Annotated in this window: 16 protein-coding genes and 1 pseudogene; 5 read left to right on the top strand and 12 right to left on the bottom strand. The window is 67.7% G+C overall.

What is annotated here, in order from left to right; genetic code table 11:
* Nucleotides 1-9: 9 nt before the first annotated feature.
* The 6 genes from fabG to QFZ82_RS33225 form a co-directional block, all read right to left on the bottom strand.
* Nucleotides 10-771 carry a 3-oxoacyl-ACP reductase FabG gene (gene fabG / locus QFZ82_RS33250; protein ID WP_307716641.1) on the bottom strand — a complete coding sequence of 254 codons (762 nt, stop codon included), beginning with the start codon at nucleotides 769-771 and terminating at the stop codon, nucleotides 10-12.
* A 183-nt stretch (nucleotides 772-954) separates the two neighbouring features.
* Nucleotides 955-1,338: a DUF3037 domain-containing protein gene (locus tag QFZ82_RS33245; protein ID WP_307716640.1), complete on the bottom strand. Its 384-nt coding sequence runs from the start codon at nucleotides 1,336-1,338 to the stop codon at nucleotides 955-957.
* Nucleotides 1,335-2,186, bottom strand: coding sequence for a HipA family kinase (locus tag QFZ82_RS33240; protein WP_307716639.1), 852 nt, complete (start codon nucleotides 2,184-2,186; stop codon nucleotides 1,335-1,337). Before QFZ82_RS33240 ends, QFZ82_RS33245 begins: the two co-directional genes overlap by 4 nt.
* An 80-nt stretch (nucleotides 2,187-2,266) precedes the next feature.
* Entirely contained in the window at nucleotides 2,267-2,614 is a 348-nt protein-coding gene (locus QFZ82_RS33235; RefSeq protein WP_307716638.1) for a tyrosine-type recombinase/integrase, read from the bottom strand.
* 86 nt (nucleotides 2,615-2,700) lie between these two features.
* The gene (xerC, locus tag QFZ82_RS33230; RefSeq protein ID WP_307716637.1) at nucleotides 2,701-3,378 is read right to left on the bottom strand and encodes a tyrosine recombinase XerC; all 678 of its coding nucleotides are present in this window, start codon (nucleotides 3,376-3,378) and stop codon (nucleotides 2,701-2,703) included.
* 213 nt (nucleotides 3,379-3,591) lie between these two features.
* Nucleotides 3,592-3,903, bottom strand: coding sequence for an AlpA family transcriptional regulator (locus tag QFZ82_RS33225; protein WP_307716636.1), 312 nt, complete (start codon nucleotides 3,901-3,903; stop codon nucleotides 3,592-3,594).
* A gap of 815 nt (nucleotides 3,904-4,718) precedes the next feature.
* Here QFZ82_RS33225 and QFZ82_RS33220 point away from each other — a divergent pair.
* The 3 genes from QFZ82_RS33220 to QFZ82_RS33210 all read left to right on the top strand — a co-directional run bounded on the left by QFZ82_RS33220 (nucleotide 4,719) and on the right by QFZ82_RS33210 (nucleotide 8,013).
* Nucleotides 4,719-5,984: an IS701 family transposase gene (locus tag QFZ82_RS33220; protein ID WP_307712235.1), complete on the top strand. Its 1,266-nt coding sequence runs from the start codon at nucleotides 4,719-4,721 to the stop codon at nucleotides 5,982-5,984.
* Nucleotides 5,985-6,245: 261 nt separating this feature from the next.
* Complete coding sequence (locus tag QFZ82_RS33215) at nucleotides 6,246-6,794, top strand: GNAT family N-acetyltransferase (RefSeq protein WP_307716635.1); 549 nt, start codon at nucleotides 6,246-6,248, stop codon at nucleotides 6,792-6,794.
* Between the two features lie 85 nt (nucleotides 6,795-6,879).
* The gene (locus QFZ82_RS33210; RefSeq protein WP_307716634.1) at nucleotides 6,880-8,013 is read left to right on the top strand and encodes an IS630 family transposase; all 1,134 of its coding nucleotides are present in this window, start codon (nucleotides 6,880-6,882) and stop codon (nucleotides 8,011-8,013) included.
* Nucleotides 8,014-8,020: 7 nt separating this feature from the next.
* Here the strand turns inward: QFZ82_RS33210 and QFZ82_RS33205 are convergent, their stop codons facing one another.
* The gene (locus QFZ82_RS33205; RefSeq protein ID WP_307716633.1) at nucleotides 8,021-8,245 is read right to left on the bottom strand and encodes a hypothetical protein; all 225 of its coding nucleotides are present in this window, start codon (nucleotides 8,243-8,245) and stop codon (nucleotides 8,021-8,023) included.
* Between QFZ82_RS33205 and QFZ82_RS33200 the strand changes: the two genes are divergently transcribed.
* The gene (locus tag QFZ82_RS33200) at nucleotides 8,244-8,591 is read left to right on the top strand and encodes a hypothetical protein (RefSeq protein WP_307716632.1); all 348 of its coding nucleotides are present in this window, start codon (nucleotides 8,244-8,246) and stop codon (nucleotides 8,589-8,591) included. The two genes, QFZ82_RS33205 and QFZ82_RS33200, sit on opposite strands and share 2 nt — an antisense overlap.
* A gap of 557 nt (nucleotides 8,592-9,148) precedes the next feature.
* On the top strand, nucleotides 9,149-9,979 hold the full coding sequence (locus tag QFZ82_RS33195) for a hypothetical protein (RefSeq protein ID WP_307716631.1): 831 nt from the start codon (nucleotides 9,149-9,151) through the stop codon (nucleotides 9,977-9,979).
* 102 nt (nucleotides 9,980-10,081) lie between these two features.
* Here the strand turns inward: QFZ82_RS33195 and QFZ82_RS33190 are convergent.
* The 5 genes and pseudogenes from QFZ82_RS33190 to QFZ82_RS33170 all read right to left on the bottom strand — a co-directional run.
* Nucleotides 10,082-10,433 (bottom strand): annotated as a pseudogene (locus tag QFZ82_RS33190) (transposase); the annotation flags it as partial.
* 74 nt (nucleotides 10,434-10,507) lie between these two features.
* Nucleotides 10,508-10,675: a hypothetical protein gene (locus QFZ82_RS33185; protein ID WP_307716630.1), complete on the bottom strand. Its 168-nt coding sequence runs from the start codon at nucleotides 10,673-10,675 to the stop codon at nucleotides 10,508-10,510.
* A 340-nt stretch (nucleotides 10,676-11,015) separates the two neighbouring features.
* Nucleotides 11,016-11,783, bottom strand: a complete 768-nt coding sequence (locus QFZ82_RS33180) for a CbtA family protein (protein WP_307716629.1) — start codon at nucleotides 11,781-11,783, stop codon at nucleotides 11,016-11,018.
* Between the two features lie 22 nt (nucleotides 11,784-11,805).
* Nucleotides 11,806-12,027, bottom strand: a complete 222-nt coding sequence (locus QFZ82_RS33175) for a CbtB domain-containing protein (RefSeq protein ID WP_307716628.1) — start codon at nucleotides 12,025-12,027, stop codon at nucleotides 11,806-11,808.
* Nucleotides 12,028-12,217: 190 nt separating this feature from the next.
* Nucleotides 12,218-12,385 carry a hypothetical protein gene (locus tag QFZ82_RS33170; protein ID WP_307716627.1) on the bottom strand — a complete coding sequence of 56 codons (168 nt, stop codon included), beginning with the start codon at nucleotides 12,383-12,385 and terminating at the stop codon, nucleotides 12,218-12,220.
* Between the last annotated feature and the right edge of the window lie 23 nt (nucleotides 12,386-12,408).

Here is a 12,408-nt window from a genome sequence, read left to right as displayed (position 1 = left end):
CGTCCCGTATCAGTTGAGCGGGCCGCCGGCCACGTACATGACCTGGCCGGAGACGAAGCCGGCGTCGTCGCCCGTGAAGAAGGCGATCGCATTCGCGATGTCCTCGGGGCGGCCGACCCGCTGGACGGGGATCTGGCTCGCCGCGGCGGCCTGGAACTCCTCGAAGCCCATGCCCATCCGGGCCGCGGTCTGGGCGGTCATCTCGGTGACGATGAAGCCCGGCGCGACGGAGTTGGCGGTGATGCCGAACTTGCCGAGCTCCTTGGCCAGGGTCTTGGTGAAGCCCTGCAGACCCGCCTTGACGGCGGAGTAGTTGGCCTGGCCTCGGTTGCCCAGGGCGGAGGACGACGAGAGCGAGACGATACGGCCGAAGCCGGCGTCCACCATGTGCTTCTGGCACGCCTTGGCCATCAGGAACGCGCCCTTGAGGTGCACGTTCATCACCGTGTCCCAGTCGGACTCGCTCATCTTGAACAGCAGGTTGTCGCGGAGCACGCCGGCGTTGTTGACCAGGATGGTGGGCGCACCGAGCTCCTCGGCGACGCGGGCGACGGCGGCCTCCACCTGTGCGGCGTCGGAGACGTCGCAGCCGATGGCGACGGCCTTGCCGCCGGCCGCGGTGATCTTCTCGACCGTGTCCTTGCACGCGGCCTCGTCGAGGTCGAGTACGGCCACGGCGCGGCCCTCGGCCGCCAGCCTGACGGCGGTGGCGGCGCCAATGCCGCGCGCGGCTCCGGTCACGACAGCCACGCGCTGCTCGGTGGTGGACATTCTGGTTCTCCTCGCCCTTGAAGCCCGTCAAATGCCTGAGCCGGGTCCCCGGGGCGGCCGCTCCCGGCTCATACGCTGAGCGACCGCTTAGTACCTCGGCAGGAAGGACGCTAGAAGCCCTGGCACCCGGTGTCAACGGCACCAGGGCGCGGCGTCGGACATCACACCGGCTCGGACCGGTTCTCAGCGCACCAGCAGGTCCAGCAGCCGCTCCACCTCCGCCTCGGGGTCGAGCGTCAGACCGGTGTGCACGGGGCCCGGCTGGACGACGGTGGACCGGGGGGCGATCAGCCAGCGGAAGCGCCGCCCGGCGTCGTCGCGCCCTGCCTGTCCCGCGTCCTCCCCGCCCCGGCAGACACCCTCGACGGCGTGCAGCGCGGCGCGCACGCCGGTGACGTCCGCGTCGGGGTCGAGGGCCTTCAGCTTGGCCACGTCCAGATGGGTGCGGGCGGCCACGAAGGTCCTCGCCCGGCAGTACACGACGACACCCGCGTTGAAGCACTCCCCGCGCTCGACCCGGGGCACCACGCGCAGCAGCGCGTACTCGAATACGTCCCTCTCGCTCACCGGTCGGTGTCCTTGCTCTTCTTGGTCGGGTGCGGCCACTGCGTCAGGTGCTCGGTCAGCCAGCCGGGCGGCTGCGGCTGCCTGGGCTTCGCGGGGGCGTCCAGGGTGATGCGCTCGTGGATGCTCGCCGCACGCGGCAGCAGCGCCTCGACGTAGGCGCGGCGCAGGGCGTCCGTGGAGTCGAAGCCTGGCTCGTCGACCAGCCACTCGTCGGGCACGTCGGCCGCGACCTCGGTCAGCAACTCCTCGGTGACGCGGGGCGCGAGCTCGGCGGCGGCCGCGGCGACGTCGGGACCGAAGCGGGCCAGCGCGTGGTCGGAGGCGTCGTACGGCTTGTCGGAGGAGGCGGCGGCGCCCGGCCAGTTGTGGTGCCAGATCATGGTGGCGCCGTGGTCGATGAGCCACAGATCCCCGTGCCAGACGAGCATGTTGGGGTTGCGCCAGGAGCGGTCGACGTTGTTGATCAGGGCGTCGAACCAGACGATCCTGCCCGCCTCCCGCGCGTCGACCTCGTAGGCGAGCGGGTCGAAGCCGAGCGATCCGGGCAGGTAGTCCATGCCGAGGTTGAGGCCGCCGCTGGCCTTGAGCAGCTCCTGCACCTCCTGGTCGGGCTCGGAGAGTCCGATGACGGGGTCGAGCTGGATGGCGACGAGGTCGGGCACGCGCAGCCCCAGGCGCCGCCCGAGCTGCCCGCAGACGACCTCGGCGACCAGGGTCTTGCGACCCTGCCCCGCGCCCGTGAACTTCATGACGTAGGTGCCGAGATCGTCGGCCTCGACGATCCCGGGGAGCGAGCCGCCCTCACGCAAGGGCGTGACGTAGCGGGTCGCTGTGACCTCTGTAAGCATTTCCCCAGGCTATACGGCCCTGCCTCCCTGGAAATCCACGGAACAGGTGAGCGTCGCACAACCTGAGGAATCACGTCCGATCAGCCCTGGGGAGAATCTGGGGAGTTTCGACCGGCCTGCTGATCAGCCGGACTCCCCAGCAGTCCGTCCAGCATGGCACGACCCTTTGTCCCGGCTTCCGGCATGAAGTGCGCGTAGTAACCAAGGGTGACAGCCAGCGAAGAGTGCCCGAGCCACCGCGCGACAGTCACCACAGACTCCCTTGCCTCCAACATGACCGAGGCGTAGGTGTGCCGCAGGACGTGGAAGCCGTCCCTTGGCGCCGCCTCCCACTGCCACTGCTTCGCTCCCTTCGCACGCGGCGGGATGACGCCGGCCTTGGCCAGCGCCGGCTTCCAGGTATGGGTGTTCCACGTGTTCACAGCCACGGCATTGCCGAACCGCGTCGTGAGCAGAAGGGCAAACTTCCTGCGCGGCCTGTCCGCCCCCGGCCTCTCCCACGGAAGCTCAACCCCTAGCGGGCGGAAATGCCCCCGACGTGCCGCTTCAACTCCTCGGCCACCGAGCGGGGCATGTCGACGGTACGTGTCTTGCCTCCCTTCGGCAGGGCAAAGTACTGCTTGCCGTTGCTCGTCTGAACTTGGCGGCGGACATGGAGCACCCCTTTCGCATCGTCGATGTCCTCTGGACTCAACCCGAACACTTCGCCTTGTCGGAGCCCGCACCTCAGACCGAGTACGACGGCTATCCGGTTGCGGGGGCTGATCACATCGCGGACTCGGAGCGCCGTCTCCAGCGACCACGCGTCTCGACGCTCCCGCGATGCCTTGGGCCACCGCACGGATTTGGCGTGCATCGGGTTTCTGGCAAGGCGCTTGTCATCGACAGCTGCCTCGAGGATGCTGGACAGCTCAGACAGAATGCTGCGCCGGTAATCGACCGACGAGACGGTGGCCTCCAATTTGGCCGTGTAGGCACGCAGCTCCGCCGCTGTGATGCTCCTGAGCGGGAGCTCCCCAAGATGCGGCACGATGTGGAGCCGCGCTCTCCGCTCCTGGTTCTGCCGGGTCTTGGGAGCGCCTCCTCTGCCCGGTGACCATGGCATCGTGATGTAGTCGCCCAGGGTGATGGATCCGTCCCGCGGGTCCACGAACTCCCCCGCTCCTCGTCCGTAGCCGACCGCCGAAGCCATGCCTTGGCGTCCTCCAGGGTCTCGAAGGAGCGATCCCGGATGCCGGGGATGCCGGCGACCTTGTATCGCTTTCCCTTCCCGTAGCGAGCAGTTCTCTCCCTCCTCCCGGTGACCGGATCCTTCTTCTTCTTGATCCAGCGGTCTTCTATGTAGCCGGCCAGGTGACTCTCCTTGTGCGTGGTTGGCAAATGGCACCCCGCAACGCCTGGCGTTTCAGACGTCGCAGGTGCGTCCGGGCCGGTGCTGCGGTGCGCCGGCCAGAGGGCTCAAGCTCGGGTTGGAGCGGGAATCGGCCTGCTCCTGTTCGCGGACCCAGTCGTCGAGTACTTCGCGCCGGTACATGACGCGACCGCGAGTTCCCATACGGAAGCTGGGCGGCCCCTGCCGCCGGTGTCGCCAGACGTAGAGGGTGCGAGGCGAAAGGCCGAGGTATTCGGCAGCGTCCTTGACTGACAGAAAAGCTGTGTGGACAACACGGTCCCTGGGCACATCGGCGGAAGAGGCACGCAGCGGTTGTGTAGGCATTACGTGAATAGGTCTCTGTGAGTTGCGAGGGGCCAGGCAGATGCACAGACCAAGGCAGCTCCGTGCCTCCCCTCCTCTTGGCAGCGCTGCTCTGCGTCCGCTACAGCTCCACCGCCAAGCACAGCCGAATGCGAACACCTCGATGGTCGCGACGATCGCCGGTTTGGCCAACCGGCGATCACGGGCTATATTCCGCTCGCGCCGGGCCGGACTCCTTCCTCGGTTGCCGCCCCCGTAGTTAGAGGTGGCGCGCGCGACCCATACGCCATGTTCACCCAATGCGCCGAGGGCATGAGCGGTCAGTCGGATAAATCGGAGCGCATGCACCGGCAGAAAAACTCCTCATCGGGTTGCCCGGTGGGCCGCTTACCGACTCGGTGCTTCCGGGATGTTGTACGTTGACATGGCGCCGGAAGGGGTTCCAGCCTTTCGAGCCTTTTTCTCGTCTGCCGTGGGCGAATTCCGAACCGAAAGAGGACGGGAACCGGATGCGGGCGCCTTCCAGAGCTTCGGCGTTGTCGCGTAACATCCGCTTCGTGATCATATGAGCCCGAGGAGGGCGAGTGGGCGGTCCGACGTTGCGGGCGTTGCGCCGCAGACCAGCGGCGACGTTGGTCATGCCTGCCAACCGCAGGGTTCGAGGTCGAGGTTGCGCAGGGTGGCCGTCGCACGGGGCGCGTTGCCGGTCCGCAGTTGGGATGCACACACGGCGAAGGTGGTGTCACAGACGTGGTGCTGCGTCTCCACTAGTAGTGCTTGGTCAGGTTCATTCGTCGGTGGCGTGTCCCGTTGAGGGGCTGCGTCGTTGACCGGGTGTGACACCTGAGGAGTTGGATGAAGTCCGGTGCCGTCTGGAGGACTTCGCGGCGGATGTGTTCGAGCCGTTCGCGCGGGCGGATCAGCGTCGGTGGGGCGGGGTCTATCTGCGGGGACTGCTGCTGGACGGGCAGCGCAAATCGGTGGAACCGATGGCCGCCCGGCTGGGTGAGGACGGCAACCGGCAGGCCCTGGCCCACTTCATCACCACCAGCCCGTGGGAGGCGGCGCATGTCCGAGCCCGACTCGCATGGAAGATGGCTCCAGCGATTAACCCGACCGCGCTGATCATCGATGACACAGGCTTCCTCAAGGACGGTGACGCCTCGGCCTGTGTGTCTCGGCAGTACACCGGCACCGCAGGCAAGGTCACCAACTGCCAGGCGGGCGTGTCCTTGCACCTGGCCTCGGACACCGCCTCGGCGGCAATCGACTGGCGCTTGTTCCTGCCCAAGAGCTGGGATCCCGCCTCGCCGCAGGCCGACCCGGGCAAGGTGGCCCGTCGCGAGCGGTGCGGCATCCCGCCGGATGTGGGCCATGTCGAGAAGTGGCAGCTGGCCCTGGACATGATCGACGAGACCCGGTCCTGGGGCATCGATGTGCCCCTGGTCGTGGCCGACGGCGGCTACGGGGACACTGCGGCCTTCCGGCTCGGCCTGGAGGAACGCGGGCTGCACTACGTAGTGGGCAGCTCGACCACCGTCACTGCCCACCCACACGACGCGACGCTTCACATCCCGCCCCACAGTGGTCGCGGGCGCCCGCCCCAGCCGGCTTACCCCGAGGCGCCGAAGAGCGTGAAGGAGCTGATCATCGCTGCGGGGAAGCAGGCGGCCCGGCCGGTGCAGTGGCGGGAGGGCTCCCGCCCAGGCAGCGGCCGCAGCGGGTTCAAGCGGATGTACTCGCGGTTCGTGGCACTGCGGATCAGGCCCGCCGGACGCGAGATCCGCAAGGCCGTCGGGGGAGCCGAGTTGCCCGCGTGCTGGCTGCTGGCCGAATGGCCCGCCGCCGAGCCGGAGCCGGTGCAGTTCTGGCTCTCCAACCTGCCCGACGACACTCCACTCACCACGCTGGTGCGGCTGGCCAAGCTCCGCTGGCGCATCGAGCACGACTACCGCGAGATGAAGCAAGCCCTGGGCCTGGCCCACTTCGAGGGCCGCACCTGGAACGGCTGGCACCACCACGTCACCCTCGTCTCCGCCGCCCACGCCTTCTGCACGCTCCAGCGACTGGCCCGGACCCCAAAAGAGACGGCGCCGGCCTGAGCCTCTACCAGGTCGTCCGCGAGATGCAGATACTCCTCGCGGTCTGGACCGGCGCCTGCCCCACCTGTCACCGCGACATACCCACAGCGATACCAACCTGACCAAGCACTACTAGTGCCGCATCAGCGAACCTTCGCCCCGTCGAAGCGAGCGTTCGGTTCGGATGCTGGTCCGGTGTGCAACTGAGCGGTCACTGGCCGCGGGTCCTTCCGGCTCCAAAACCGTGTGCAAACCATCCGGAGGGGCCTTTACCCTCCGGGCATGGATCTTCGCGAAGAACTTCCGAGTGACAGACAGGCCGTGCGGGATGTTCACCTGCAGGCGTTCGGTGACCATGGCCTTGTCGTGGCCGAGCTGGTCGATACCCTGCGGGACACCATCACACCCGAGGACGGTCTCTCGCTGGTCGCCGAGCACGACAGGCAGGTCGTCGGGCATGTCATGTTCACCCGCAGTCTTCTCGATGCCCCTCGCCGGCTGGTTGACGTGCAAGTCCTCAGTCCGCTGGCAGTGATGCCTGAGCTCCATAAGCGGGGTATCGGCTCGGCCCTGGTCCGACACGGACTGAGGATCCTCGCCGAGCGGGCTGTTCCCCTCGTCTTCCTGGAGGGTGATCCGGGCTATTACTCGCGTTTCGGCTTCGCGCCCGGTGGTGGCCTGGGCTTTCGAAAGCCATCCCTGCGTATCCCGGACGGTGCCTTTCAGGTCATCAGGTTCCCGGAGCATGAGCCATGGATGACGGGGACACTGGTCTATGCAGAGCCGTTCTGGCGGCATGACGCAGTCGGCCTGCGTGACCCCAACGAATAGTGACGCGAGCGCCGATACCCGTGTTGTGACGTGACGCGCCGTTTGGATGCTGGTCCGGACGGCGCGGTGTCGCCAGGCTGTGCGGGTGGCAGAACGAGTACGCGTCCGCGATATCGATGATGACGAGGGGCGGCGCCTGCTGCGGATCATCCGCAGAGGCACCGGGTCGGTGGTGACCTGGCGGCGGGCCCAGATGGTGCTGCTGTCCGCGCAGGGCATGCACGTGGCGAAGATCGCCGAGGTGACGTTCACCAGCGCGGACCGGGTTCGGGACGTGATCCACAACTTCAACGCCGACGGCTTCGAGGCGCTCTACCCGAAGTACAAGGGCGGCCGGCCCAGGACGTTCACCCTGCCCGAGCGGCGCGACGTCAAGAAGATCGCCAAGTCCAAGCCTGCCGAGCACGGCCTGCCCTTCTCGACCTGGAGCCTGGCCAAGCTGGCCGACTTCCTGGTCGCCGAGGGGGTGGTCGACGACATCAGCCACGAGGGCCTGCGGGTCCTGCTCCGCGAGGAGGGCGTGTCCTTTCAACGCATAAAGGCCTGGAAGACCTCCCGCGACCCGGACTATGCCGCCAAGAAGGCCCGCGTCGAGCACCTTTACGCGATCGCCGACGGCGAGGTCATACCCGAGGACGGCGAACCGGAAGTCGTCTTCTGCCTGGACGAGTTCGGCCCGCTCAACCTCCAGCCCCATCCCGGACGACAGTGGGCCGAGCGCGGCGGAGGGCACAAGGACCCCGACCGGGAGCCGAGGCCCCGTCGGCGGGCGACCTACACCCGCTCGCACGGGGTCCGGCACCTGTTCGCCGCCTACGACCTGGCCCAGGACAAGCTCTACGGCCACATCAAGCCGAAGAAGAACCGGGCGAGGTTCCTTCAGTTCTGCCGCTACCTGCGCAGCCTCTACCCGTCGGACATCCGGATCGCGATCGTGCTCGACAACTTCTCCCCGCACCTGACCACGAAGAAGCACTCCCGGGTCGGCGACTGGGCCGTAGCCAACAACGTCGAGTTCGCCTACACACCAACCAACAGCTCCTGGCTGAACCGCATCGAGGCCCAGTTCACCGCCCTGCGCTACTTCGCCCTGGACGGCACGGACCACGCCAGCCACAAAGAGCAGGGCAGCATGATCCGCCGCTACATCATCTGGCGGAACAAGCACGCCGCCGACGAACGGCTCCGTGAAGTGGTCGACAGGGCAAACGTTGCCTGATGCGGCACTAGCTGTGTGCTTCGCACATGGGGAAACGTGTGTCGAGCCAGCGGGGGCGGGTTGGGTCGACTTCGAGTATGTCGAGGAGTCGGGCTTGGATGCCCTCGCTGACCAGGACGACCGGTGGGCTGGTGGCGGTGCCGCTGCGCATCCGTAGGTTGGACAGGGCGGTCAGGATCAGTTCGCCGGTCGGCCGCAGGGCCTGGTTGCTCCCGGGCCGGAGGCCGCGCATGGTGCGCTGGCTGCTCAGGGGCCTGGCGGACCTGGCGCTCGATCAGGGAGAAGACCAGCAGGGCCAGGCAGATCACGGTGATCAGGGCGGCGATGCGGCGGTTGTTCTGCAGGAACATCGGCGCGATCGCGAAGGGGCCCTTGACGTGGCTGTATCGGCGCTCGACGGCGCCCTGGCCCTTATAGTGCAGCAGGACCTGGGCGGCGGTGGCCTGGTCGGCGGGCAGGTTGGTCAGCAGCGCGTACCAGCCGTCGACGGCCGCTTCGGCGTCGATGGCAGCCTGGTCGAAGGACCAGGCCAGGGTGGGCTTCCCGTCCGGTCCGGTGCCGAGTCGGTGTGCAGGTAGGCGCTGACGCGACGCTTCCTGGCGATCACCGCGACCGCGTCTCGACTAGGTCGCGAACATCGGGACTCCCGGGGGACTCCCGCCAACTGCTCCAACTGTTCGCAGATTTGGCCGACACTCGATCTCCCGGCGGAATGCTGGCGCCCTGCATGCGCCTGGTGGAGCCGCGTTCAGGTGGTTCTTCGGTGTCAGCCTCGGCACCGCACTGTGTCCGAAGGAGATCAGGTGCACCTTCATCCCTGGCCGTGGAGGCCCTGCCATGCCCGGTCCCGCTGGCGAAAGGATCGCTGCCGAGGACCGCTGAACGCAACGGCAGTCCGTGCGGGCGCGGGCGGCCGAGATAGCCGCAGTTCGCCGCTTCCACGTACTGCCCCGCACCATCTCCCTCCCGATTCGGAAACTCTCGACCGCCGTCGCACACAGGTCGGCCAGCCTCCTGACGACGTGCAGGCCGAGCGAGTGCACCGCCATCACCCCGATCCCTCCTCCTTATCCACCCTCCCGGTGGCCTCGCCTATCACCTTCGGCAAGGCCGCGAGGTCTCCGACTACCGGTGCATGACCCACGCCATCCAAAACGGCGGCAAGGTCTGCCAGCGCATCCCCGGCCCCGGCATCGAACAGGCCGTCGCCACCCTGCTGTTGGAAGAGCTGACCCCGCTCGCTGTCGAGGCCGCGCTGAAAGTTACCGATCGCCTCGCCGCCCAGGCCGCCGAGGCCGACCGGCTGCGTTCCACTCACCTCCAACGCGCCCAGCACCGCGCCGACCTGGCCAAACGCCGCTATCTCGCAGTCGATCCGGACAACCGTCTGGTCGCCGACAGCCTGGAAGCGGACTGGAACGCGGCCCTGCGAGAGGTTGCCGCGGCCCGCAAAGACATCGAACGCGCCCGCACTGAAGCCGAGCCCGTCAACGAGGCACTGCGGGAGAAACTGGCCCACCTCGCCGGCGACGTGCACCGGCTCTGGCACGACCCCAAGACGCCGATGCGGGAACGCAAACGCATCGCCCGCCTGCTCACCAAGGCCGAGCGGATCACCGCCCAAGTGCGACCGTCCGGTGGCCTCCACCACACCCTCGACCTGCCCCTCCCGCTGGGCGGCGGGAAACTGTGGCAGACCCCGAAACCCGTCGTCGCCGCCATCGACACCCTCCTCGAGGACCACACCGACGCGGAGATCGCCGACATCCTCAACCAGCGCGGCCTGACCAGCGGCAAGGGCTTGCCCTTCCACCGCCTCCTGGTCCGCGACATCCGCCAGGACTACCAGCTCACCAGCCGCTTCGACCGACTGCGGGACCGCGGCCTGCTGACCGCCTACCAACTCGCCGAACTCAGCAACAACGGCCTCAAAGTGAACCCGATAGGAGAAGAGGAACCAGTGTGATGACAAGTGCTTGTCGCCGGCTGCACCGACCCGGCCCATCGAGCCGGCCAGGCCGTGACGGACGAGAGCGGAGACGAACTTCCGTGACCGGACTGCCCAGGCTCAACCGGTCGTCGCAACACCGGGCTCCTGAATCGGTAGTAGATGCTCGTTCAAGGCTTCGGCTGGTGTCTTCCAGCCGAGCGTTTTGCGGGGCCTGCTGTTGAGTGTCAGAGCAACCGCCTCGAACTCGTCGGCTTCCCACCGCGACAGGTCTGTGACCTTTAGAAAGGCTGTGCGGGTCGGCGAAGTAGACCTGCAGCCCAGTATCGATGCGGAGTTGGGTTGCTGGAGCCAGCTCCTTGCCGCGGTCCCAGGTCAGCGAGCGGCGCAGCTGCTCGGGCAGCGTGGTGATCGTGCCGGTGATCGCGTCTTTCACGGCCTCGGCGCCACGGCCGGCCAGCGGCGGACCGTTGGCCAGGTGTACACGCGCAGCTTCCAGTCAGGGCTCAGGTTCCAGGTGAACGGCCGATGCCGATCTGCAGAAGGTCACGCGGGCGGCGGGCGGTCAGGCGGGGGGGTGCGCTCGAAGGTCTGCGAGGTGGCGGCGACGTCCGCGGCCATCAGGTGCGCCAGCTGCCGGGTCCGCACCGACCCGGAGAACCGGGCCGGGTCGGCAGGCGTGATGTCGAGCGCGACGAAGGTGTCACGGATCATCTCGATTCAGGCATCGACCGCAGTGGTCCGAACCGCCCCCAAGACGCAGCCCTGAACATCAGGCCGATCACCGGGCGCAGAGTGCAACGACATGAGCGGCCCCTCCGTTCGGAGTGAAATTCAGCCCCACGGCACCGACTAGGCCACCGATTTTCCGCCGTACAGTGCGTGGTCGCAGTCCGGAGAGGGAGGTGCAGGCGCGGCGCGTGCAGTTCGGTGCCCGAGGGCGCGCGCGGCCCTCGGCCCGGGCCGGCAGGCGGTGCCGCGGCTCCGGCTTGCGATCGGGTGTTTCGTTGAGGCAGCGAGGCAGGGGTGCCGCGTGCCGTCTCGCATGGGCGCGTCATGGTCGGCTGGGAGTCGTCACTGCCGAAGCCGACGCCGCTGCCGGGGTCGGCTTGGGGTTGAGCAGACGTTCCGCCAGCTCGCCGAAGACGAGTCCGAAGCCTCCCCACAAGGTGGCCTGGACGGCGAGAGCCGACAGCCGGAACTGCCACAGCACGGTCGCTGGGAAGTCGGACGGCACCTCTTTGACGGCGGGCAGGAAAGCGAACGCCAGGCCGATCGCCAGCGCGAAGGCTGTCACGGCGGTGACGGTGGCGTACCAGGTGCCCAGCTTGAGGGCGAGCCGCTTGCCGAGGAGGGCGGCGGCCACGGCGAGGAGGAGGCTGAGCGCGATCATCAGGAAGTACAGGGTCGTACGAGTGCCGATGGTGTCGGGGTTGCCGACGGCGGGCGGGTTGGCTGGGTACTTCAGGAAGGGCACGACGTAGACCGCGGCCATGGCGCAGGCGGACAGCAGAAGCGCGGTGCCTCGCGGAGTGAAGCGGCCGACTCGGCCTAGGCAGAAGCAGTAGGCGAGGGCGGTGATACCGCCGAAGGCAATCCCGTAGACCAGGACACCGCTGGACAGGCCGGCGGTGGACTGGAGGCTGCGGGCGACGAGTTCGACCTCGTGCTCGTGCGCGGGGGCGTGGGTCGCCTCGAAGCCGATCGCCTTGTCGACGTTAGGCTCACCGAGGAAGTAGGCCACCACCAGGGCCAGCACGCCGGCCCCGAGGCCGGCGAGCATGCCGCGTACCAGTAGGTTTCTCACTGTTGCGGAGTTCATGAGCATGTCGGTGTCCCTTGCATCAGTGGCAGGGGAAGCCGAGGAGGTGGCGGGCGTCGTGCACCCACTCGTGGACATCCTCACCGCTCGTCACGGAGGTGGCTCCCTGCTCGGCGCCGACGAAGTACAGCAGGATCAGCATCAGGGCGCCGAAGAAGACCGCCCACGGGACGATCGAGCCGATCGGCAGCTTGGCGGGAAGTTTGGGAGTGGTGACTGTCGGCTGCATGATGTGCTGTGCCATGGCAGGGCCTCCTTGAGGTTCGCGTTCCATCTAGGTGGTGCACTTGCGGGTGATGTTGTCGAGAGTGGCAATGCGGCCGGCGCCGAAAGGTGCGCCGATTGGCGAGGGTGTAGGTCCCGTCCCAGGCGAGGCCCCCGGCCCGGCGGGCGGTGAGCGCGAGGTTGTGTTCGAAGACCTGGGCGCCGATTTTTCAGTGATGCAGCACGGCGAGTACCGCGAGGATCCGGAAGCCGACCACATGCTTGGCCACGATCACGCCTAACATGCCCGCCGTGTGCCACATGTCCTGGGGACGCCATTTCAACGCCGGTGTGCCCTGGAAAACGTTGCTCGTCTTCGGGTGGGTCAACTCGCTCATGCCTGCTCCGCCTTGTCGCTTCA

Source organism: Streptomyces sp. V4I23 (assembly GCF_030817975.1).
GTDB lineage: Bacteria > Actinomycetota > Actinomycetes > Streptomycetales > Streptomycetaceae > Streptomyces.
Note: the sequence above shows the minus strand (reverse complement) of the source record. Positions and strands in the feature narration are given on the sequence as shown.